Source organism: Devosia sediminis, from assembly GCF_016411825.1.
Taxonomy (GTDB): domain Bacteria; phylum Pseudomonadota; class Alphaproteobacteria; order Rhizobiales; family Devosiaceae; genus Devosia; species Devosia sediminis.
In genome coordinates this window covers 175694-196318 of record NZ_JAEKMH010000001.1, presented here as the reverse complement: position 1 = coordinate 196318, position 20625 = coordinate 175694, and the positions used below count along the sequence as shown (strand labels likewise).

22 protein-coding genes are annotated in these 20625 nt (G+C 64.6%); 16 read left to right on the top strand and 6 right to left on the bottom strand.

The annotated features are described in order from the left end of the window. The first annotated feature begins 113 nt into the window (after positions 1 to 113). The 9 genes from JEQ47_RS00950 (at position 114) to JEQ47_RS00910 (ending at position 10736) form a co-directional block, all read left to right on the top strand. The gene (locus tag JEQ47_RS00950) at positions 114 to 881 is read left to right on the top strand and encodes a FadR/GntR family transcriptional regulator (protein WP_198874517.1); all 768 of its coding nucleotides are present in this window, start codon (positions 114 to 116) and stop codon (positions 879 to 881) included. A 74-nt stretch (positions 882 to 955) separates the two neighbouring features. Continuing rightward, entirely contained in the window at positions 956 to 2431 is a 1476-nt protein-coding gene (locus JEQ47_RS00945; protein WP_198874516.1) for a mannitol dehydrogenase family protein, read from the top strand. An 84-nt stretch (positions 2432 to 2515) separates the two neighbouring features. After that, a complete protein-coding gene (locus tag JEQ47_RS00940; protein ID WP_198874515.1) occupies positions 2516 to 5860 on the top strand; it encodes a transglutaminase family protein in 3345 nt (1114 codons plus the stop codon). Between the two features lie 4 nt (positions 5861 to 5864). Further along, entirely contained in the window at positions 5865 to 8276 is a 2412-nt protein-coding gene (locus JEQ47_RS00935; RefSeq protein WP_198874514.1) for a circularly permuted type 2 ATP-grasp protein, read from the top strand. A 5-nt stretch (positions 8277 to 8281) separates the two neighbouring features. Then, positions 8282 to 9160, top strand: a complete 879-nt coding sequence (locus tag JEQ47_RS00930; protein WP_198874513.1) for a transglutaminase family protein — start codon at positions 8282 to 8284, stop codon at positions 9158 to 9160. 99 nt (positions 9161 to 9259) lie between these two features. Further along, positions 9260 to 9427, top strand: a complete 168-nt coding sequence (locus JEQ47_RS00925; protein ID WP_198874512.1) for a hypothetical protein — start codon at positions 9260 to 9262, stop codon at positions 9425 to 9427. An 87-nt stretch (positions 9428 to 9514) separates the two neighbouring features. After that, a complete protein-coding gene (locus tag JEQ47_RS00920) occupies positions 9515 to 9673 on the top strand; it encodes a DUF3309 family protein (RefSeq protein ID WP_198874511.1) in 159 nt (52 codons plus the stop codon). 209 nt (positions 9674 to 9882) lie between these two features. After that, a complete protein-coding gene (locus tag JEQ47_RS00915) occupies positions 9883 to 10293 on the top strand; it encodes an ElaB/YgaM/YqjD family protein (RefSeq protein WP_198874510.1) in 411 nt (136 codons plus the stop codon). Between the two features lie 2 nt (positions 10294 to 10295). Continuing rightward, positions 10296 to 10736: a hypothetical protein gene (locus JEQ47_RS00910; RefSeq protein WP_198874509.1), complete on the top strand. Its 441-nt coding sequence runs from the start codon at positions 10296 to 10298 to the stop codon at positions 10734 to 10736. Here JEQ47_RS00910 and JEQ47_RS00905 read toward each other — a convergent pair. From JEQ47_RS00905 to JEQ47_RS00895, 3 genes are all read right to left on the bottom strand, one after another. Next, positions 10733 to 11653, bottom strand: coding sequence for a diacylglycerol/lipid kinase family protein (locus JEQ47_RS00905; protein ID WP_198874508.1), 921 nt, complete (start codon positions 11651 to 11653; stop codon positions 10733 to 10735). The genes JEQ47_RS00910 and JEQ47_RS00905 overlap by 4 nt on opposite strands. After that, positions 11650 to 13077 carry a sensor histidine kinase gene (locus JEQ47_RS00900; protein ID WP_198874507.1) on the bottom strand — a complete coding sequence of 476 codons (1428 nt, stop codon included), beginning with the start codon at positions 13075 to 13077 and terminating at the stop codon, positions 11650 to 11652. The genes JEQ47_RS00905 and JEQ47_RS00900 overlap by 4 nt, the downstream gene beginning before the upstream one ends. A 74-nt stretch (positions 13078 to 13151) precedes the next feature. Next, positions 13152 to 13934 carry a Crp/Fnr family transcriptional regulator gene (locus JEQ47_RS00895; protein ID WP_198875684.1) on the bottom strand — a complete coding sequence of 261 codons (783 nt, stop codon included), beginning with the start codon at positions 13932 to 13934 and terminating at the stop codon, positions 13152 to 13154. 101 nt (positions 13935 to 14035) lie between these two features. Here JEQ47_RS00895 and JEQ47_RS00890 point away from each other — a divergent pair, with 101 nt between their 5' ends. Next, positions 14036 to 14395 carry a response regulator gene (locus JEQ47_RS00890; RefSeq protein WP_198874506.1) on the top strand — a complete coding sequence of 120 codons (360 nt, stop codon included), beginning with the start codon at positions 14036 to 14038 and terminating at the stop codon, positions 14393 to 14395. On the opposite strand, the gene JEQ47_RS00885 is transcribed toward JEQ47_RS00890, so the two are convergent. Further along, positions 14392 to 14943 carry an RNA polymerase sigma factor gene (locus JEQ47_RS00885; RefSeq protein ID WP_198874505.1) on the bottom strand — a complete coding sequence of 184 codons (552 nt, stop codon included), beginning with the start codon at positions 14941 to 14943 and terminating at the stop codon, positions 14392 to 14394. The two genes, JEQ47_RS00890 and JEQ47_RS00885, sit on opposite strands and share 4 nt — an antisense overlap. Positions 14944 to 14947: 4 nt before the next feature. After that, on the bottom strand, positions 14948 to 15157 hold the full coding sequence (locus JEQ47_RS00880) for a NepR family anti-sigma factor (protein WP_407931769.1): 210 nt from the start codon (positions 15155 to 15157) through the stop codon (positions 14948 to 14950). Between the two features lie 174 nt (positions 15158 to 15331). On the opposite strand from JEQ47_RS00880, the gene JEQ47_RS00875 reads away from it, so the two are divergent. Together JEQ47_RS00875 and JEQ47_RS00870 are read left to right on the top strand one after the other, a co-directional pair. Further along, on the top strand, positions 15332 to 16126 hold the full coding sequence (locus JEQ47_RS00875) for a response regulator (protein ID WP_198874503.1): 795 nt from the start codon (positions 15332 to 15334) through the stop codon (positions 16124 to 16126). A 112-nt stretch (positions 16127 to 16238) separates the two neighbouring features. Then, positions 16239 to 16403, top strand: a complete 165-nt coding sequence (locus tag JEQ47_RS00870) for a DUF1328 domain-containing protein (protein ID WP_198874502.1) — start codon at positions 16239 to 16241, stop codon at positions 16401 to 16403. Positions 16404 to 16455: 52 nt separating this feature from the next. Here JEQ47_RS00870 and JEQ47_RS00865 read toward each other — a convergent pair whose 3' ends face one another. Further along, on the bottom strand, positions 16456 to 17247 hold the full coding sequence (locus JEQ47_RS00865; protein WP_198874501.1) for a YdcF family protein: 792 nt from the start codon (positions 17245 to 17247) through the stop codon (positions 16456 to 16458). A gap of 151 nt (positions 17248 to 17398) precedes the next feature. On the opposite strand from JEQ47_RS00865, the gene JEQ47_RS00860 reads away from it, so the two are divergent. The 4 genes from JEQ47_RS00860 (at position 17399) to JEQ47_RS00845 (ending at position 20623) form a co-directional block, all read left to right on the top strand. Further along, positions 17399 to 18196 (top strand): ABC transporter ATP-binding protein, encoded by a 798-nt coding sequence (locus tag JEQ47_RS00860; RefSeq protein ID WP_198874500.1) that lies wholly within the window; start codon positions 17399 to 17401, stop codon positions 18194 to 18196. Between the two features lie 67 nt (positions 18197 to 18263). Then, positions 18264 to 19016, top strand: a complete 753-nt coding sequence (locus tag JEQ47_RS00855) for a transporter substrate-binding domain-containing protein (RefSeq protein ID WP_198874499.1) — start codon at positions 18264 to 18266, stop codon at positions 19014 to 19016. A gap of 60 nt (positions 19017 to 19076) precedes the next feature. Continuing rightward, on the top strand, positions 19077 to 19889 hold the full coding sequence (locus JEQ47_RS00850; RefSeq protein ID WP_198874498.1) for an ABC transporter permease subunit: 813 nt from the start codon (positions 19077 to 19079) through the stop codon (positions 19887 to 19889). After that, positions 19889 to 20623, top strand: coding sequence for an ABC transporter permease (locus JEQ47_RS00845; RefSeq protein ID WP_198874497.1), 735 nt, complete (start codon positions 19889 to 19891; stop codon positions 20621 to 20623). Before JEQ47_RS00850 ends, JEQ47_RS00845 begins: the two co-directional genes overlap by 1 nt. Positions 20624 to 20625 lie beyond the last annotated feature (2 nt).

The window sequence follows — 20625 nt, the reverse complement described above, 5'->3', positions numbered from 1 at the left end:
CATTCACGCATGGATATGGTGCGCCGAATTGAGGGAGGAGCCGCTGCAGAAGACCAGCCAATAGGTCGTGGCGGCTCGAAGGTATCTGATACCTTTGAGGAGTTACAACGATATTGTCCGGAGAATCCCGGTCCGATCACGCCAGCGCTGCCAATGCCGTCGCTGATGACCTGGCCAATGAAATCCTCACCGAACTGACACCCGGCGCGAGCCTTCCGAGCGAGGCGGAGCTGGCTGAGCGCTTCGCCGTCAGCCGGCTGACCATCCGTGAAGCGGTCAAGCTGCTGGCCGGGCGCGGCCTGGTCGAGCTCGCCAAGGGCAAGCGCGCCATGGTCCGCGAGCCCGATGGCGCCGCCTTCGCCGATTTTCTCACCGCCATCCTGCACAATGATTCCAAGGGCCTCTTCGACCTGGTCGAGGTGCGCCTCTCCCTCGAAGTGCAGAGCGCTACTCTGGCCGCCAAGCGCTCCAATCGCGCGGCCATCGCCGCCATCGAAAATGCCCTGCAGGGGATGCGCGACAATGTCGAGGCCGCCATGGCCGACGACCCCGACGCCGACCGCCGCTTTCACGATTTCGACGTGGGCTTTCACGAGGCCGTGGCGCTCGCTAGCGGCAACCGCATCCTGGGCTATCTGTTCGAAGCCATGGCCGTGCCGTTGCGCCAGGGCATCCAGATCAGCCGGCGCGGCCACGCCAATCGCGGCCATACCCTGCTCGATACCATCGAGTGGCACCAGCGCATCCTCGAGTCCATCCGGGCCGGCAATGCCCGCGCCGCCGGCGAGGCCATGCGCCTGCACCTCAAGGACACCGAGCGCGATATCCGCAATGCCCTATCCAGCATGGCGGACCGCCCCTCGAGGGCGCAAAGCCGCTGATCCGCCCTTGCGGGCGAGGCGTCCGGCCGGAATAATCCCTCTGACGTTTCGCTGCGACAAGGGCCCGATTTTCGATGACTACACGCCTGTCTCTTTCCGCCCTGCCCTCGCTGTCGGGCGTTGCCGTGCCCGGCTATGCTCGCGACGGCCTTTCGGCCGGTATCGTGCATTTTGGCGTCGGCAATTTTCATCGTGCCCATCAGGCCGTCTATCTCGATGACCTCTTTGCCCTCGGCGAAGCGCACGACTGGGCGCTGGTGGGCGCCGGCGTGCGCGAGGCCGACGAGGCCATGCGGCAAAAGCTCGGCGCGCAGGACTGGCTCACCACGGTCGTCGAGCAGGAGGCCGATGCTAGCACCGCCCGCGTCACCGGCTCTATGATAGACTACCTGCCGCCCGGCGACAGCGCCGCCATCATTGCGTGCCTCGCCGACCCTGCCATCCGCATCGTCTCGCTGACCATCACCGAAGGCGGCTACTATATCGACCCGGCCTCGCAACGGTTCGATCCATCGCATCCCGACATCGCCCACGACGCCGCCCATCCCGATGCACCCAAGACCGTGTTCGGCCTTATCCTCGCCGGTCTCCAGCGTCGGCGCGAACTGGGGATCGTGCCCTTCACCGTCATGAGTTGCGACAACATTCCCGGCAATGGCCACGTCACCGAGAATGCCGTCGCGGGCCTGGCTGCGCTCCTCGATCCGGATCTCGCCGCTTGGGTCAAGGCTTCCGTGGCCTTCCCCAATGGCATGGTGGACCGCATCACCCCGGCCACCTCCGACCGGGAAAAATCCCTGCTCGCCGAGCAGTTCGGCGTCGACGACGCCTGGCCGGTCTTTTGCGAGAGCTTCCGGCAATGGGTGCTGGAAGACAATTTTCCCGCTGGTCGCCCGGCGCTCGAAAAGGTCGGCGTGCAGTTCGTCTCCGACGTCGCGCCCTACGAGCACATGAAAATCCGCATCCTCAATGGCGGCCACGCGACCATCGCCTATCCGGCCGGGCTCCTCGACATCCACTTCGTCCATGAGGCGATGGAGCATCCCCTGATTGCGGCTTTCCTGCGCAAGGTCGAGACCGAGGAGATCATCCCGGTGGTGCCGCCGGTCCCCGATACCGATCTCAACGGCTATCTGGCCCTATGTGAACGTCGTTTTGCCAATCCCAAGATCGGCGACACCATTCGGCGGCTGTGCCTGGATGGCTCCAATCGCCAGCCCAAATTCATCATTCCCTCGGCCCTCGATCGGGAAAATGCTAACGGAGGGTTAACCGGACTGGCGCTCGTGTCGGCCCTCTGGTGCCGCTACTGCTTCGGCACCTCGGACAGCGGCGCGGTGATTGAGCCGAATGACCCCAATTGGGACCGGCTTACCGTTCAGGCCCGCAAGGCCCGCGACAATCCCGCTGCCTGGATCGAGATGACCGACATCTATGGCGCCCTCTCCCAGTCCAAGGCTTTTCGCTCGGCCTTTACCCGCGCTCTGCAGTCTCTTTGGACCCAAGGCACCAAAGCGACGCTCGAAGCCTATCTCGCCGACCGTCTCTAGCGCCTGTTCAAGCCTCCGGTTCCCGGCTAAGCTCTTAGCCGGGAAGTCTAATTCTGTGGCCTGGAAAGCGAGCGACAAAGCTGCATGTCGATCAAAGCCGCCATCTATCACCTGACCCACTACAAATATGATCGCCCGGTCGTCCTGCAGCCGCAGATCATCCGTCTCCAACCGGCGCCCCATTCGCGCACCAAGGTGCTGAGCCATTCCCTGCGGGTCACGCCCGAGCTGCATTTCGTCAACGTGCAGCAGGATCCCTATGGCAATTTCCTGACCCGCTTCGTCTTCCCCGAGCCGGTGACCGAACTCAAGATCGAAGTCGATCTCGTTGCCGACATGACGGTCTACAACCCGTTCGATTTCTTCGTCGAGGAAAGCGCCGAAACCTGGCCCTTCGACTATCCAGAGGACCTGCGCGCCGACCTGTCGATCTATCGCCAGCCCGAGCCGGCAGGACCGCTGCTGCAGAACTTCCTCGATGGGCTCGACAAGGGTCCGCGCAATACCGTGACCTTCGTCACCGAAATCAATGCCCGCCTGCAGCAGGCCATCAGCTATATCGTGCGCATGGAGCCGGGCGTCTGGACGCCCGAAGAGACGCTCGGCAATGGCAAGGGTTCGTGCCGGGATTCAAGCTGGCTGCTGGTCAATATCCTGCAGCATCTCGGCTTTGCCGCCCGCTTCGTCTCGGGCTACCTGATTCAATTAAAGCCCGACCTCGTCTCGCTCGACGGACCCGCCGGAACCGACCACGATTTCACCGACCTTCACGCCTGGTGCGAGGTCTATCTGCCCGGCGCCGGCTGGATCGGCCTCGACCCCACCTCGGGCCTCCTCACCGGCGAAAGTCATGTGCCGCTCGCCGCCACCCCGCATTATCGCAATGCCGCGCCGATCTCGGGCTTTGCATCCTATGCGGAAGTCGATTTCGCCTTCGACATGAAGGTGACCCGCGTCGCCGAACATCCGCGCATCACCAAGCCTTTCTCCGACGAAAGCTGGGACCGCCTCAACGACCTCGGCCACAAGGTCGACGCCGTGCTGGCCGAACAGGACGTTCGGCTCACCATGGGCGGCGAACCCACCTTCGTCTCCATCGATGATTTCGAGGCGGACGAATGGAATGCCGGCGCCGTCGGCCCGACCAAGCGCAAACTCGCCGATGATCTGGTCCGGCGCCTGCGCAATCGCTTCGCGCCCAATGGCATGCTGCATCACGGCCAGGGCAAGTGGTATCCGGGAGAAACCCTGCCGCGCTGGACCTTCTCGCTCTACTGGCGGCTCGACGGCAAGCCGGTCTGGCAGGACGAAAGCCTCATTGCGAGGGAAGGCGTCCGCTACGACGTCACCGTGGCCGATGCCGAGGCGCTGAACCGCGCCATCGCCGCCAATCTTGGGCTGGCTGGCGATACCGTCCTCCCCGCCTATGAGGATCCGGCTGAGTGGATCCTCAAGGAAGCGAAGCTTCCCGACAATGTCGATCCAACCAATTCCCAACTCTCGGACCCGGAAGAACGGGCCCGCATTGCTACGGTGTTTGGTCGCGGCCTCACCAATCCCACCGGCTATGTGCTGCCCATCCAGCGCTGGAACGCGGCAGCCACCGGGCGCCGCTGGATCACCGAGCAGTGGAAGACGCGGCGCGGCAAACTCTATCTCGCCCCCGGCGACAGCGCCGCCGGCTATCGCCTGCCCCTGTCGAGCCTCCGGCATCTCGGCGCCACCGCCTATCCCCACATCGTGCCTGATGACCCCGGCGTTCCGCGCCCGCCTTTGCCCGAACCGGGCACTATCCTCTCGGCCAGTCGCCCGGAAGCGCACATTCGCCCGCAGACGGCGGCCAGCTTCACCGCCGCGACCGAGACCCAGAACCGCAACGAGCAGGTGCTCGACGAGATCGATTCCAGCGTTCGCACCGCGCTGACCGTCGAGGTGCGCGACGGCCGGCTCTGTGTGTTCCTGCCGCCCGTCGCGGCGCTGGAAGATTATCTCGAACTGATCGAAGCCACCGAGGCCGCGGCCCGCCAGATTGGCAAGCCGGTGCATGTGGAAGGCTATGCCCCGCCCCACGATCCGCGCCTCAACGTCATCCGCGTTGCGCCCGATCCCGGCGTCATCGAGGTCAACATCCACCCGGCCGCGAGCTGGGATGATTGCTTCGCTACCACGACCGCAATCTATGAGGAGGCGCGCCAGTCGCGGCTCGGCGCCGACAAGTTCATGATCGACGGCAAGCATGTCGGCACCGGCGGCGGCAACCACGTGGTGGTTGGTGGCGCCACGCCCAATGACAGCCCATTCCTTCGGCGCCCGGACCTCCTGAAGTCTCTGGTGCTGCATTGGCAGCGGCACCCGTCGATGAGTTATCTGTTCTCGGGCATGTTCATCGGCCCGACCAGCCAGGCGCCGCGCCTCGACGAGGCCCGCCACGACAGTCTCTATGAACTCGAAATCGCCCTCGCCCAGGTCCCCGCGCCCGGCGAGGGCACGCCGCCCCTGCCCTGGCTGATCGACCGGCTGTTCCGAAACCTTCTGGTCGATGTCACCGGCAATACCCACCGGGCGGAAATCTGCATCGACAAGCTCTATTCACCCGATGGCCCCACCGGCCGGCTCGGGCTTGTCGAATTCCGCGGCTTTGAAATGCCACCCAATGCCCGCATGTCCCTGGCCCAGCAACTGCTGGTCCGCGCGCTGATTGCCCGCTATTGGGCCGAACCGGCGCGCGGCGACTTCACCCGCTGGGGCACGGCCCTCCATGACCGGTTCATGCTGTCGACCTTTGTCTGGCAGGATTTCCTTGCCGTCCTCGACGATCTCCGCCAGCACGGCTTCGCCTTCGAACCCGAATGGTTCGCAGCCCAGCTCGAATTCCGCTTCCCATTTTGCGGCGAGGTCAGCGTCGAAGGCGTCAGGCTGGAACTGCACCAGGCGCTCGAGCCCTGGCACGTCATGGGTGAGCAGGGCGCCATCGGCGGCACGGTGCGCTATGTCGACTCTTCGGTCGAACGGCTCGAAGTGCGGCTCGAAACCGCCGATCCCTCCCGTTACCGCGTCGCCTGCAACCAGCGCCCGGTGCCGCTGAAACCATCCGGCAAGGCCGGGCAGGTCGTGGGCGGCGTGCGCTTCAAGGCCTGGCAACCAGCCAGCGGCATGCATCCGGTCATGCCTGTGCATGCGCCGCTGGTCTTCGACATCTTCGACACCTGGACAGGTCGCGCCATTGGCGGCTGCACCTACCATGTTGCCCATCCGGGCGGGCGCAATTACGAAACCTTCCCGGTCAATGGCAACGAGGCCGAGGCAAGGCGGCTCGCGCGCTTCGTGCCGCACAATCACACGCCCGGCGCCTATACGCTCGGCGCTGAAAAGCCTGCGGATGAGTTCCCGCTGACGCTTGACCTGCGGCGTCCGCCACGGTTCACGTGATGCCATGACTTCGCGCAACCACCAGACCCGCGGCAAGCCTCCGGCCGGGCCCGGCATCATAGCCGACTATCATCTCTTGCCCGGCGTGCCGGACGAGATGATCGATCCGTCCGGCCGCATCCGGCCGGGCTGGGACAAGCTCATGTCGGCCTTCGACGCGCTGGGCCCGACCGAACTTGCAGCGCGGTTCGAGAGAGCCGACCAGTATCTGCGCGATGCCGGCGTCTTTTACCGCAAGTATGATGGCGCCGAGGGCAAGGAGCGCGCCTGGCCGCTGGCGCACATTCCTCTCCTCATCGGCGAGGCCGACTGGGTGCAGATTTCGAGCGGCCTGACCCAGCGCGCCGAGCTGCTCGAGCGCATCGTCGCCGATATCTACGGCAACAACACCCTGGTCCAGCAAGGGCTCCTGCCGCCCGAACTGGTGGCGCAGAATGGCGAATTCCTGCGTCCCATGGTCGGCGTGGAGCCGGTGAGCAGACATTACCTGCACTTCTGTGCCTTCGAGCTCGGTCGCGGGCCGGATGGCGCCTGGTGGGTCCTGGGCGACCGCACCCAGGCGCCCTCGGGCGCCGGCTTTGCGCTCGAAAACCGCGTCGCCACCACGCGCGCGCTCTCCGACATCTATTCCGGCCTCAACATCAACCGGCTCGCCGGCTTCTTCCGCGGTTTCCGCGACACACTCTTTGCCCAGGCCAGGCGGGATGGCGGCCGCGTCGGCATCCTGACGCCGGGCCAGCTCAACGAGACCTATTTCGAGCACGCCTATATCGCGCGCTATCTGGGGCTGATGCTGCTCGAAGGCGAAGACCTCGTGGTCGAGGGTGGTCAGGTCATGGTCCGCACCGTGGCCGGGCTCAAGCCCGTCAGCGTGCTGTGGCGCCGTCTCGATGCCAGCTTCGCCGATCCGCTCGAACTGCGCTATGACAGCCATATCGGCACTCCCGGCATGGTCGAGGCGCTACGCTCGGGCTCGATCTCCATGATCAATGCCCTGGGCACCGGCATTCTCGAAACCCGCGCGCTGGCCGCCTTCATGCCGCGCATCTGCAAGCATCTCCTGGGCACCGGGCTCGAACTGCCCGAAATCGCCACCTGGTGGTGCGGCCAGGGCGCCGAACAGGAATATGTGCTCGACAATTTCGATAGCCTGATGATCGGGCCGGCTTTCTCGAACCAGTTGCCGTTCGACGACCTGCGCGGCACTGCCCTCGGGGCCAGCATGACCGCCGAGCAGAAGACCCAGCTCAAGCAGCGCATCGCGGCGCAAGGCGGCTACTATGTCGGGCAGGAGCCGGTGCGCCTCTCCACCGCCCCGGTCTATGTCGATGGCCGCCTCGAGCCCCGTCCGATCACGCTGCGTGTCTATGCCGCCCGCACCGAGAACGGCTGGACCATCATGCCGGGCGGCTTTGCGCGGGTCGGGTCGACCACCGACACGACAGCGATTGCCATGCAGCGCGGCGGCCAGGCGGCGGACGTGTGGGTCATGTCCTCCAAGCCGGTCGAGCAGGTTTCGCTTTTGCCCGTCGAGGGCCAGAAGCTGGTCCGCAATTCGCCGGGCAGCCTGCCGAGCCGCGCCGCCGATAATCTCATCTGGCTTGGTCGCTATGCCGAGCGCTGCGAAGCCACCGTCCGTATCCTTCGCGCCTACAACGCCCGGCTGGCCGAGCTTTCCAAACCCGACCTGCCGATCCTGACCCATGCGGCCGCTTTCCTCGAAACCATCGATGTCGATGCCACCGAGGCCATGCCGCAGGGCCTGCTGGCCTCCATCGACAGCGCTGTGCACAGCGCCGGACAGATCCGCGACCGCTTCTCGCCCGATGGCTGGCTGGCACTCAACGACCTGCAAAAAACCGCGCAGCGCTTCGCGACGCGCATCAGCTCGGGCGACGACGCCACCCGGGCCATGACGGTGCTGTTGCGCAAGCTGGCAGGCTTCTCCGGCCTCGTGCACGAAAACATGTATCGCTTCGCCGGCTGGCGCTTCCTCGAACTCGGCCGCCGGCTCGAAAGGGCCATCCAGATCGCCCGCGCCACTGCCTGGCTGACAGCCAAGGACGCCCCTGACGGGTCGCTCGAAATGCTGCTCGAAATCGGCGACAGCGTCATGTCGCATCGCCGCCGCTATTCGGTCAGCGCCGGCACCCAGAGTGTCGTCGACCTCCTGGTGCTCGATCCGCTCAATCCGCGTTCCGCGCTGTTCCAGCTTGCCGAATTGCGCAGCCAGATCGAAACCCTGCCCGGCGGCGTCGATGACGGCCAGCTTTCCCCGGCGGCCAAGCTGGCGCTGCAGATCCACACCGAACTGGTGATCATCGAACCCCATGAACTGACGCCCGAACGGCTCGACCGCCTCGCTTCCGATATCGGCATGCTGTCCGGCGTGATCGCCGCGGCCTATTTCACCTGAGGACCATGCTCTACGACATCCGCCTCGCACTCGAATATGATTACGACGCCCCGGTCCATGGCGGTCGTCACCATATTCGCGTCTCCCCCGCCAACGTGCCGGGCGTGCAGCGGGTCATTGCCTCCTCGCTCACCGTCGATCCCGCCCCATCGCTGCAAAGCGGGTTTCTCGATTTCTTCGGCAATACGGTCACCGCCATCACCATGGTGGAGCCGCATGACAAGTTGACCATTCGCCTGGCGGCCCGCGTCCAGGTGGAAGATCTGACCCCGCCGGCCGATCTCTCCCCGCCGCTGCCGCAACTGGCGCGGGAAGTCGCGCAATATTGGTCGATCGCGCCGGCCAGCCCACAGCATTTTCTCGCCGCGTCGCCACGTGTCCAGCTCGTGCCCGATATCACCAATTATGCCATGCAAGTGGCAGCAAGCGAGCCGACCACACTGGCCGTGGCCACGGCGATCTGCATGGCCATCAACCGCGATTTCAAATACGACCCCAAGGCCACCGATGTCGAAACGCGGCCAGCCGAGGCTTTTGCCCTGCGCAAGGGCGTGTGCCAGGATTTCGCCCATGTCATGATTGCCGGGCTGCGTGGCCTGGGCATACCGGCGGGCTATGTTTCCGGATTCCTGCGCACCAATCCGCCGCCCGGCAAGCCGCGCCTCGAAGGCGCCGATGCCATGCATGCCTGGGTGCGTGCATGGTGTGGCCAGCATGTCGGTTGGGTCGAGTTCGACCCGACCAATGCAATGGTGGCGGGGCCGGATCACATCTCCATCGGCCACGGCCGGGACTATGCCGACATTTCCCCCATTGTCGGGGTGCTGCGCACCCATGGCTCGCATGAGACCAGCCAATCGGTCGACGTGCTGCGGGTCGAATAGGGCCTTACGGAACCAAATCGCCGTCTTTCCGTTCTCTTGGCACGCGGGGGTTGAGCCTCCGCCACGAAGACCCGGTGGTCCGGGTCGCAGGAGGTCAGGATGAACTACGCACAAGCCAGGACATATGAAAAACGCGCTCGCGCCACCACCGCTACGTGGGATGGCGAGTACGGTCATCAGCCCCGGTTTGCCGAGCTCGCCGTTGCCATGCTGCCCGCATCGCTCATCCTTGCGGCGGCCACGGCACTGCTGGTGGTCCTGATCTAAGAAGAGACCCGCGTCGGGATGTGCAGCTCAGGGTCGGGCGGCACATCGAAACACCGGCGCACAAAGCAATCCTGGAGGGCTTAGCTCATGACACTGAGCACTATTCTCATCATCATTCTCATTCTCCTGCTGATCGGCGCGCTACCGACCTGGGGATATTCGCGTGGCTTCGGCTATTTCCCGTCCGGCATCCTCGGCGTCGTCCTCGTCGTCGTGCTGATCCTCGTGCTGATGGGCCGAATTTAGCCGGCAAATCCAATCGGGCACGCCAGGTCCCTCTGGTCTTCCGTCAAGGAACGTGCCCTTCAGCGGACAGATGGTCGCCCCCGTTCCGTCCGCGCTCGTGGTCCCGGCTCGCCCCCCCGCTTGCCGGGACCGCCTTTTTTCGAGGTCCGCAATTGCGGGAACTTCCCCCGCCTGGCTGCGTTTAGCGGACAACCACACAGGAGCGTCCAATGGCATCTACCCCCGACATGGCACCCAATCGCGCCAAGACCAGCAACGGCACCCGCGCTGCCCGCGCCAGCGCCGCCGAGGCGCGCATCGAGAAGGCAGCCGCCTCCGCCGAGGCTAACCTCTCCGAGCGCGAACTCGAGGCGCAGGTTGCCCAGTTGCAGTCCGACCTCAAGGCCATCCGCGACACGCTGACGAAGCTGACCGGCGAGAAGGTCAACGAGGCCAAGAGCCTGGCCAAGGCTCAGGTGGGCAACCTGCAGGTGCAGGGCGAACGCCTCCTGAGCGACGCGCAGGACCAGGCCGGTGAAGCAGAAAAGCAGCTCAAGGATACCATTCGCGAAAAGCCGCTGACCGCCGTGGCCGCCGCGGCCGGCATCGGATTTGTTCTGGCCCTTCTCACCCGGCACTGAACATGGGTCTCATTGCCCCGCTTGCCGCGCTCCTTGGCCTTGAAGTCGAGGGGCTGACGGCCCGCGCTAAATCGGCCATCCTGGTCTATGGCCTGGTCGGTCTCTTCAGCCTCGTGGCCGTCGGCTTCCTGCTGGCGGCCGGCTACATGGCGCTGGCCGATATAGTGGGCCCGATCTACTCGGCGCTGATTTTTGCCGGCACTTTCCTTCTGCTGGCGCTGGCGGTTTATCTGGGTTCCCTGATTGGCCGCAGCAAGCGCCAGCGCGAAGTCGCCCAGAAGCGGCGCGCAAGCGAAACCAGCGCCCTCATCACCACAGCCGCGATCACGGCCCTGCCCATCGTGGCCAGGTCGCCGCTTTTCCTCAAGGTCGGGCTGCCGCTGGCCGCTGTGGCGGCCTTCGCCTTTCTGCGGGACACGCCGCAGGATGGCGACCGCGACTAGCCCACGCGCGGCGGCAGGTCTTTTGCAGGAAGGATAACGGGCAGGCCCTGCGGATGAATCTGCAGGGTCACCGCCTGTTCGAGATCGATCAGCTCGCCATCCACCACCGCATGGGTCCCGCGCTTACGCTTGGGAAAGCGTAGCACCAGGTCGCGCACCTCGGTCTCGCTGACCGCCGGATTGGCGCGCCAGCGTCCCGTCATGACGTCGAAGGCAAGGCTGAGCAATTCGCGGCTCGTGACCTTCTGGGCGACATAGACCCCGAGACGGCCGCCATCGAGCGTTTCAGCGACAGGAACCGGGCTGTCGTCGAGCGGATTGTTCGACACCGCGATCCCCGACACCGTCATGGTCCGATCGCCTTTTTCGGTGTGGAAGTCCACGTCGAATTCCGGGGGATTGAGGGCTGAGGCCATGATGGCCCGCAGGCTCGCGAGCATCTTGCCGACCCGGCTGCGATAGACCATCCCGTCGCGGATGCGCACAAGCCGCGCATGGATGCCGACCCCGTATTGATGGACGAACGGCCGTCCATTGGCGGTCGCGATATCGACACGCCCTACCGTCCCTCGGGCAATGGCCAGGAGCGCCCTGTCGAGCTCGAGCGGCATGCCGAGCGATCGCGCAAAAAGGTTCATCGTCCCCGCAGGCAGCACAGCCAGTGGCTTGCCGTGCTTGAAGGCCATGGCAGCCGCGGCCGATATCGTCCCGTCGCCCCCGCCGGCCAGCACCGCCTCGACCGCGGGATCGCCGACGGCCTTGCGCAATTCCGCCTCCACCGACTTGCCGGCGACGACACGGCAATCGAGCTCGTGGCCCTCGGCGGCGAATATTTCCTTGGCCCTGGTGCAGAACGCGTCGAGGTCCATCGTCCTCAGCGTGCCGCCGTCGCGATTGAGAATGGCTCGGATCTTCAAAGCAGATCATCCTTCTGGGACGGGGCAGGCGCCGGCCCGAGTTCGGGCAACACGATAACCACTTCCGTACCGCCTTCTGCTGGCGTCCGATAGCCGGGATTGCCGCCGAACTGCTCGGAAAGCTGGCGAATGATGACCGAGCCCAGCCCGGGCTCGCCCGCATCGTCGGCTGGTGGCATGCCGACGCCGTCGTCTTTGACCGTAAGCACCGGAATACCTTCGTCATTGCGCCCGAACGTGACGGCAATCTCGCCGCGACCATTGTCCGGAAAGGCGTATTTGAGCGCATTGGTGACCAGTTCCCCGACCAGGATGCCAAGGGTCGTCGCGTCGCGCGCGCTCACCTCGATCGGCGCCAGGTCATGGCGCAGCTTGACCCGTCCGCCATCCGTCTGGGTCTCGGCGAGATCCTCCAGCACGGCCGAGAGGAATTCGTCGGCACTCGCGGTTTCGAGATCGCTGCCCAGGCGCAGGCGGCGATGGGCCGAGGCGACCGCGTGCACGCGGAGGCGGGCGGCTTCCAGCGCCGTACGGACCGCCTCCGAGCCGCTGCGCATCATCTGCAGCGCCAGGAGCGACGACACCGTGGCCAAAGAATTGCCGATGCGGTGATTGGTGTCCTGCAACAGTGCCTCCACCCGCTGCCGCTCGCGCTCGGCACGGGCCCGGGCCTCCTCGATGTCACGGGTACGCTCCGCCACTTCCGCCTCGAGCGCCTCGTTCTGGGTCAGCAGGCCGCGCTGGCGCTGGGTCAGCGTGCTCACCTGCTTTTGCGACCGCATCAACAGCGCATAGGCGAGGATGGCGGCCGCCACCAAAGCCGCGATCAGCGCGGCCACCAGCCCGGTGCGGGTCTGGTCGATGGCGGCGTTGCGGCTCGCCAGCTTGGCGTCTTCCTCGGCGATGAAGTCTTCCAGCGTCGCGCTGACTTCCGCCATCAGGCGGGCGCCCATGCCGGTCTCGGTCAGCGTCTGTGCTTCCTCGCCCCGCTCGGTGGTCACTAGTTCGACCGTCCGGTTCATCTCCGCCATCTTGCTGGAAATATCGCCGGTAATGCTGGCGACGCGGGCACTTTGCCCCTGGTCGTCGGCGGTCATGTCGAGCAGCGTCGCCACCCGGCTGTCGAGGCCGGAGACGGCGTCCCGATAAAGCTGCAGGAATTGTGGATCGGCCGTCAGCATGTAGCCGCGCTGGCTCGCTTCGGCCTGGCTGAGGGCGTGGGTCAATTCGCGCGCGGCATTGCGCACGGCATAGGTCTTGGTGATGTCGTTGAGCTGCCGGTCGATGCCCTGCATGAGCATCAGCGCCGCCACCGCAGCCAGGCACAACAGCCCCAGGGAAACCCAGATGGCCAGGCGCCTCGTCGCGCGCCGGCCCGGCTTGATTGCATCCGATCTCTGCGCCCGGTCGGTCACGACGCTCATCTCCAGCGCCCAATGACGACAGGCCTCGAACGAAGCGCAGCTTTGCCTGTCCCCCGTGGCAGCATTGAGGCCCCCTAGATCAGCGGCCGCAGGCGTTCGCCCGGCCCGTCCCAACCCGCGACGCGGGCCAGTTCGACGGGATCGAGCACCCGGCAACTGCGCCCGAGCCATTCGATGAGACCGCGATTTGCCAGCTTGCGCAATGTCTTGTTGGTGTGAACGATCGAGAGGCCGAGCGTGTCGGCCACGTGCTGCTGGGTCAGCGGGATAAAACCGCTGAACTGGCCGAGACCCACGGCCACCGCGCGTTCGTGCAGGAATGCCAGGAGATAGGCGGCTCGCTCGAGTGCAGTGCGACGCCCCACACTCAGCAAGTGATCGTCCAGCATCCGCTCCTCGCGGGACGCGAGCCAGGTGACGTCGAAACCCAGGCCGGGATGATTGCAGAACAATTCATCGAGCCGATCGCGCTGGAATACACAAAGCACCGCCGGCGAAAGCGCTTCGACCGAGTGGTCCATTTCTCCGATCACCGATCCCTGGAGGCCCACAAGGTCGCCCGGCAACAGATAATTGAGGATCTGCCGGCGGCCATCGTCGAGCACCTTGAAGCGGAACGCCCAGCCCGACAGCAGGGTATAAAGATGCGCGCTGCTGGAGCCTTCGGCGAGAATGACCGAGCCCGCATCGACGCTTATCTCGCTGGTTTTGAAACCGGAAATGAAACTGAGTTCGGCGGGAGAAAAGTCCCGGAACGCCGACAACGGGCGCAACGGACAGTTTTCGCAGGCTACCCTGCGACCTGAAATGGGAAGGAGGAAGTTCACTGGATTTCCTGACGCTTGGAAAGACCGCATTCCAAACGCTGGAGCCGCGCCGCCCGTTCCACATGTCAAAGTTAAATGACAGTTTCCGCGAGCACAGCCATCAAGCGGGTCAACGCGTAGAAAGTCCGCCCATGCATGCCGGCCGCACGGTTCTCATCGTCGAGACCGAATTCATCATCGGACTGGGCATTTCTTCCGTGCTGGAAACGCGCTTTGCCGCGCATCCGGTCGTGTGCCGCAGCGCTTCGGAGGCGTTCGACCGGGCGGCCGAGTGGTCCAGCGCGTCGCTGGCCGTGATCGAGCTGGAATCCAACCGGCCGGATCTGATCGAACTGGCGCGCTCGATTTCGCAGAGCGGCATCCGGGTGCTCGGCCTCAGCGCCGATTCGAGGTTGGCATCCGGCGTGCCGGGATTGCCCGGCACACCCATACTCATAAAGCCGGTCCCGGACGACACCATCGAGGCCGCCATCCGGGATATCGGCGGCTAGAAGCTGTTGCCCGATGTCACCTGGGCGGAAACCGCATCCGGACCATAGTCGGACTCGCCGCTGATCTTGAGCAGTTCAGTGAGGCGGGTGCGTGCGCGGCTGACGCGGCTCTTCATCGTGCCCACGGCACATTCGCAGATCGAGGCGGCTTCCTCATAGGAAAAGCCCGAGGCGCCGATCAGAATGATGGCTTCGCGCTGGTCGTCCGGCAGCTTGGACAGCGCGGCCTTGAAATCTTCAAGGTCCATCGAGCCATACTGGGACGGGTGCACAGCAAGCCTTTCGGTGAAGACGCCGTCGGTGTCCTGCACTTCGCGTCCGCGCTTGCGCATCTGGCTGTAGAATTCGTTGCGCAGGATGGTGAAGAGCCAGGCCTTGATATTGGTGCCCATTTCGAAGCTGGACTGCTTGGCCCAGGCCTTCATGACAGTGTCCTGCACCAGGTCGTCAGCCTTGTCGTGCTTGCCCGTCAGGGAGACGGCAAAGGCGCGCAGGCTCGGCAGGGTTGCGAGCATTTCTCGCTTGAACGAGGTTCCCTCGGCGGCCATGCCGTCACTCCCCGTCCCGGGGCGCGCTCTTGGCGGCCTGGGATTGAGCCTGTTCGGCATTGTCGAGCTTTTCGAGCAGGTCCAGGAGTTGGTTGGGAACCCCCTCGTCCTGCACAGCACCATAGAGCGCGCGCAGACGCGACCCGATGTCCGATGTCGGACCGAGCCCATCTTCCGCCCGCCCCGCCTGCATACGCACACGTTGCTGCGTCACCAGATTATCCTTCTTCATCCTGTATCCCGACCGATCAGCCTGTATCGGCTTGCCCAGTCAGCGAAATGCGCCGAAAATGGAAAAGTTCCAGCGACGGGAACTTTAATTGCAACCCGGCGTTGTGGCCCTTCGTGAGGTTCAGAACCATAAAGCGTCACCTGGGAGTCTTCTTCAATGTCATTGTCCACGCGGATCGCTCCGCATCTGCCGTACCTGCGTCGGTTTTCGCGCGCTGTCACGGGATCACAGACTTCGGGCGATGCGTATGTCGCCGCCACGCTTGAAGCACTGATCGCCGACATCACGCTGTTCCCCGAGGCTTCGAGCGATCGAATCTCGCTCTACAAGCTCTTCTCGGCTTTGTTCACCTCCTCGGCCGTCTCCATCCCCCAGCCAAGCTCCAGCTTTGCCTGGGAAAAGCGCGCAGCAGCCAACCTCGCCAACCTTGCCCCCCGCGCCCGCCAGGCCTTCCTGCTGGTCGCCGTCGAAGGCTTCAACCATGCGCAGGCGGCCGAAATCCTCGGCATCTCCGACGCTGAATTCACCGCGCTCCTGGACGAAGCCTCCAACGATATCTCCCGCCAGGTTGCGACCGAGATCATGATCATCGAGGACGAACCTCTGATCGCCATGGATATCGAGCAGATGGTGGAAAGCCTCGGCCACAAGGTGGTGAGCATTGCCCGCACCCACAAGGAAGCGGTCAATCTGTTCAACCAGACCCAGCCGCGCATGATCCTTGCCGATATCCAGCTCGCCGACGGCAGCTCGGGCATCGACGCGGTCAACGACATCCTCAACACCCATTCGGTGCCGGTGATCTTCATCACCGCCTTCCCCGAGCGGCTGCTGACCGGCGAACGCCCGGAACCCACCTTCCTCGTCACCAAGCCGTTCAATCCGGAAATGGTGAAGGCTCTCATCAGCCAGGCGCTGTTCTTCGACGAAGGCTCGCGCGCCGCGGCCTGATCTGCCGGGACATAATAGAAAAGGCCAGCACGTGCTGGCCTTTTTGCTTTGGAACGGAACTCTTGAACTTGCGCATTCGTTATACCTGCAAGTTCTAATCATGGAGTTTCCCATGCTCTACTATGCGCTCGTCTTTCTCGTGATCGCGCTGATCGCTGGCATCCTCGGCTTTGGCGGTATCGCCGGTGCGTCGGCCGGCATTGCGCAGGTCCTGTTCTTCCTGTTCCTCGCCTTCCTGGTCATCTCGCTCGTCGTGGGCCTGTTCCGCAGGACGTGAAGGAATAAGAGCTGAAGCATCTAAACGGCGCCCCCCCGGGCGCCGTTTTCGCTTATGGGGCCGGAAATAAATCCTCGATCTGGCCGGTCAGCCGGTAGACGGCAAGCCCGATCCACTCGCGCATGGCCGTGGCCGCCGTATCGAAATTGCCGTTAGGGTCGGCAACATCGAGCCACAGGGTCTGGCTTCCGGTGCTGCGATAGTCGGTCGGCCAGGGGATGACATCGACGCCCTGCGCGCGAAACAGCCCCACCGAGCGCGGCATGTGAAAAGCCGAGGTGACCAAGACCGTCTCGCCCGTGCCGGAGCCGATCAGGGCGCGCGTGAACTCGGCATTCTCGATCGTGTTGCGCGACTCGCCCTCGAGCACCAGCCGTTCGTCCGCAATCCCCATGGAGAGAAAGAACCGGCGCGCCGTCTCGGCCTCGCTCTCGGTGTCGCCGGCCAGGAGCCCGCCACCGCCCGACAGCACGATCGACGCCTCCGGATAGCGCCGGGCCAGCCATAGCGTGGTCGTCAGCCGCTCGCCGGCATCGTTGAGCGCCACCGTCTGCCGCGCCGTGCTGGGCCGCGCCTTGGTCGCGCCACCGAGCATGACGATGGCCCGGACGGAGGCAGGCTCCGCCTGCGGCAGCGCGAACCTGTCCTCCAGCGGCTGGATCAGCACGTAGCCAAGACTGGTAAAAGCGCCGAAGCCCACGATCAGCGCGGCCACGCTGAGAGCACCGATCGCCAGCCGGCGGCGGTGGAATGCCACCAGCGCGATGGCCGCGAGGATCAGCAGCAGCACCAGGCTGATCGGCTGCACCAGGAGCCAGAACACTTTCGAGACTGCAAAGAACATGGACCGGCTCACCTCCGTCGGTGCGGGCAAAACCCGCTTTTTCGCTTGCTATCTCACTCGCTTCTGGTTTTCTACCAGACGGTCAAGATTGCCAGCCACAATAAGGCGATCGCCGAGTCAGGAAGGCGCCCAAAAGGGCCAAATGGTGAGCATGAAGCAGGCTGAACCCGTCACCGCGGGGGCATCGCCGGTCGTCGAACTGCGCGATATTCACAAATCCTTCGGTGCGCTCGAAGTGCTCAAGGGCATTTCCTTCACGGCGCGCGAGGGACAGGTGGTCTCCCTCATCGGCTCATCGGGCTCGGGCAAATCCACCCTGCTGCGCTGCATCAACATGCTCGAAGTCCCGGACCGGGGCGACGTGCTGATCGATGGCGAGGCCGTTGCCCTTTCCGGCGATGGCCCGGCCCGCCGCATCGGCGACGAAAACCAGATCCGGCGCATCCGCTCGGAACTGGGCATGGTGTTCCAGTCCTTCAATCTCTGGGCCCACATGACCGTCCTGGGCAATGTCATGGAAGCGCCGCTGGTCGTGCAGAAGCGCGACAGGGCCGAGGTCGAGGCGGAAGCGCGCGCCATGCTCGACAAGGTCGGCATCGGCTCCAAGGCCGACGCCTATCCGGCACAGCTTTCGGGCGGCCAGCAGCAGCGCGCCGCCATTGCCCGCGCCCTCTGCATCAATCCGCGCGTCATGCTGTTCGACGAACCCACCTCCGCGCTCGATCCCGAGCTCGAAGTCGAGGTGCTGCGCGTCATTAAGCTGCTCGCCGACGAGGGCCGCACCATGATCCTCGTGACCCATGACATGGATTTCGCCCGCTCGGTCTCGGACCGGGTCATCTTCCTCCATCAGGGGCTGATCGAGGAGGAGGGCACGCCCGACGAAGTGTTCGGCGCGACCAAATCCGCCCGTCTCAAGCAATTCCTCAATGCTGCCAACCATGCGTGACGACATTGGGAACCGACCCGGAAAACCGGGCGCAATCGCATATGAACCAAACAACCGGAGAACGACCATGAAGAAGACGATGCTGGCCGCCGCGGCGGTCCTGGCTCTCGGCACCCCTGCCTTCGCCCAGGAAACCGTGCGCATCGCCACCGAAGGCGCCTACGCCCCCTGGAACTTCCTCAACGATGCCGGCGAGCCGGCCGGCTACGAAATCGCGCTCGGCAACGCCATCTGCGAAACCGCCGGCCTCACCTGCGAGTGGATCATCAACGACTGGGATTCGATCATCCCGAACCTGCTGGCCGGCAACTACGACCTGATCATGGCCGGCATGTCGATCACCGACGAGCGCCTCGAAACCATCGACTTCTCGGACAACTATTTCCCGCCCGATCCGTCCAAGTATGTCGCCGCAGCCGGCGCCACCCTCGATTTCGCCAACCTCTCGGGCGCCCGCGTCGGCGTTCAGGGCGGCACCATCCAGGCTGCCTATGCCGAGGAAAATCTCGGCGGCGCCAACACCGTCGTGACCTTCGCCACCGCCGACCAGGCCATGGCTGACCTCGCCGCCGGCAATCTCGACACCATCCTGGCCGACGGCGCCTACCTCGACCCGGTCGTGACCGCCTCCAACGGCGCCATCGAATTCGTCGGTGAAGACGTCATGATCGGCGACGGCGTGGGCGCCGGCATCCGCAAGGAAGATGCCGAGCTCAAGGCCAAGGTCAACGAAGCCCTGGCCACGCTCAAGGCCGACGGCACCGTCGACAAGCTCATCGCCGAATGGTTCGACGGCATGGGTCCGTTCTTCGCCGAATAAGCCTTACCGGCTCAATCCTGCCTCTCCCGTTCGCGGGAGAGGCTCAACCGAGACTGCGGCATGTTCGAAGACCTCGCCTTCTGGGTCAGCTACATCACCAATGGCAAGCACCTGACCTGGTACGCGAGTTTCCAGTTCACGATCTATGCCGCGCTGCTGGGCGGCGCCCTCGCCGTGATCTTCGGTCTCACCGGCGCCACGCTCAAGAATTCTCGCTTCGCCGTCCTCCGCCTCATCGGCACAATCTATTCGTCCATCGTCCGCGGCGTGCCCGATGTGCTGTTCTTCCTGTTTTTCCCGCTGGCCTTCGAACAGGCCGTGGAGTGGTTCGTTGCCACCCAGGTCTGTACGCCCGAGAGCATCGCCGCCCAGACTTCGCCCTGGCCGCCCTGCCGTGAAGCCAACTGGTTCCTGGGCACCACCGAATATCTGCTGCTGGCCAGCGTCTCGCTCGGCCTGGTCTATGGCGCCTTCGCCACCAATGTCATCCATGGCGCCATGCGCGCCGTTCCCGCCGGACAGCTCGAGGCGGCGCGCGCCTATGGCATGAGCGCCAGCCAGGTGCTGTGGCGCGTCCATATCCGCCAGATGTGGGTCTATGCCCTGCCCGGCCTCAGCAATGTCTGGATGCTGATCGTCAAGGCGACGTCGCTGCTTTCGCTGCTGCAGATCGCCGATATCGTGCTCTGGGCCGACCGGCTCGGTGCCCCCAATTTCCTGCCCACCGTGGGGCTCGTCCACGACGACTGGCGCTGGCGCTATTACCTCGTGCTGTTCCTCTTCTACATCCTCGTCACCTGGCTCTCCGAGCGCGCCTTCGAGGCCATTATGCGCCGGGCCGGCCGCGGCATCCTCAGCGAGGTGCCCGCCTGATGGAGGCCATCTTCAACGATCTCCAGATCATGCTGCCGGCGGTGATGTTCAACATCTACTTCGCCGCCGCCTCCATCCCGCTGGGCTTCGTCATGGCGGTGTTCCTGGCGCTGGGCAAGGCGTCGAGCAATCCGGTCATCACCCGATTGTCGCGCGGCTATATCTACGCCTTCCGGGGCTCGCCGCTCTTTATCCAGTTCTTCATGTTCTATTCGCTGGCCCTGTCGCTCAACCTGACGGTGTGGAAGCCACTGGGCATTTCTGGCTTCGTGCTGCACCCGCTCTTCATCGGTCCGCTGGTTCTGGTGCTCAACACCGCCGCCTATACGGCGGAGATTTTCTATGGCGCGCTCCGCGCCGTGCCGCGCGGTGCGGTCGAGGCGGCCCGTGCCTTCGGCATGAGCCGCAGCCAGCAGTTCCGCCGCGTCGTCTGGCCCAATCTCATCCGCCTCGCCTGGCCCGCCTATACCAACGAGGTGGTGTTCCTGTTCCACGCCACGGCCATCGTCTATTTCGCCCTGCCCGTGGTTGGCGCACAGGCAGACCTGATGATGACCGCCAAGACCCTGTTCGAGCGCGACTATAATGCCTTCCTGCATTTTTCGGTCGCCGCGCTCTACTTCCTGGCTGTCTCGCTCGTGGTCTTTTTCCTGTTCGGCCTCGTCTATCAGCACCTGATGCGCCATCTGCCGGCCCAGCCGCGGCTGCGCTACGTGCCGAGCTGGTGGCGCTGATC

Bases quoted from the DNA above. Each gene is read 5' to 3' on its own strand.
- JEQ47_RS00885 (WP_198874505.1), bottom strand. From the start codon at position 14,943: ATGGCCGCCGAGGGAACCTCGTTCAAGCGAGAAATGCTCGCAACCCTG.
- JEQ47_RS00945 (WP_198874516.1), top strand. From the start codon at position 956: ATGACTACACGCCTGTCTCTTTCCGCCCTGCCCTCGCTGTCGGGCGTT.
- JEQ47_RS00875 (WP_198874503.1), top strand. From the start codon at position 15,332: ATGTCATTGTCCACGCGGATCGCTCCGCATCTGCCGTACCTGCGTCGG.
- JEQ47_RS00935 (WP_198874514.1), top strand. From the start codon at position 5,865: ATGACTTCGCGCAACCACCAGACCCGCGGCAAGCCTCCGGCCGGGCCC.
- JEQ47_RS00915 (WP_198874510.1), top strand. From the start codon at position 9,883: ATGGCATCTACCCCCGACATGGCACCCAATCGCGCCAAGACCAGCAAC.
- JEQ47_RS00895 (WP_198875684.1), bottom strand. From the start codon at position 13,934: ATGCGGTCTTTCCAAGCGTCAGGAAATCCAGTGAACTTCCTCCTTCCC.
- JEQ47_RS00845 (WP_198874497.1), top strand. From the start codon at position 19,889: ATGGAGGCCATCTTCAACGATCTCCAGATCATGCTGCCGGCGGTGATG.
- JEQ47_RS00920 (WP_198874511.1), top strand. From the start codon at position 9,515: ATGACACTGAGCACTATTCTCATCATCATTCTCATTCTCCTGCTGATC.
- JEQ47_RS00900 (WP_198874507.1), bottom strand. From the start codon at position 13,077: ATGAGCGTCGTGACCGACCGGGCGCAGAGATCGGATGCAATCAAGCCG.
- JEQ47_RS00925 (WP_198874512.1), top strand. From the start codon at position 9,260: ATGAACTACGCACAAGCCAGGACATATGAAAAACGCGCTCGCGCCACC.
- JEQ47_RS00860 (WP_198874500.1), top strand. From the start codon at position 17,399: ATGAAGCAGGCTGAACCCGTCACCGCGGGGGCATCGCCGGTCGTCGAA.
- JEQ47_RS00850 (WP_198874498.1), top strand. From the start codon at position 19,077: ATGTTCGAAGACCTCGCCTTCTGGGTCAGCTACATCACCAATGGCAAG.
- JEQ47_RS00930 (WP_198874513.1), top strand. From the start codon at position 8,282: ATGCTCTACGACATCCGCCTCGCACTCGAATATGATTACGACGCCCCG.
- JEQ47_RS00890 (WP_198874506.1), top strand. From the start codon at position 14,036: ATGCATGCCGGCCGCACGGTTCTCATCGTCGAGACCGAATTCATCATC.
- JEQ47_RS00865 (WP_198874501.1), bottom strand. From the start codon at position 17,247: ATGTTCTTTGCAGTCTCGAAAGTGTTCTGGCTCCTGGTGCAGCCGATC.
- JEQ47_RS00855 (WP_198874499.1), top strand. From the start codon at position 18,264: ATGAAGAAGACGATGCTGGCCGCCGCGGCGGTCCTGGCTCTCGGCACC.
- JEQ47_RS00910 (WP_198874509.1), top strand. From the start codon at position 10,296: ATGGGTCTCATTGCCCCGCTTGCCGCGCTCCTTGGCCTTGAAGTCGAG.
- JEQ47_RS00940 (WP_198874515.1), top strand. From the start codon at position 2,516: ATGTCGATCAAAGCCGCCATCTATCACCTGACCCACTACAAATATGAT.
- JEQ47_RS00870 (WP_198874502.1), top strand. From the start codon at position 16,239: ATGCTCTACTATGCGCTCGTCTTTCTCGTGATCGCGCTGATCGCTGGC.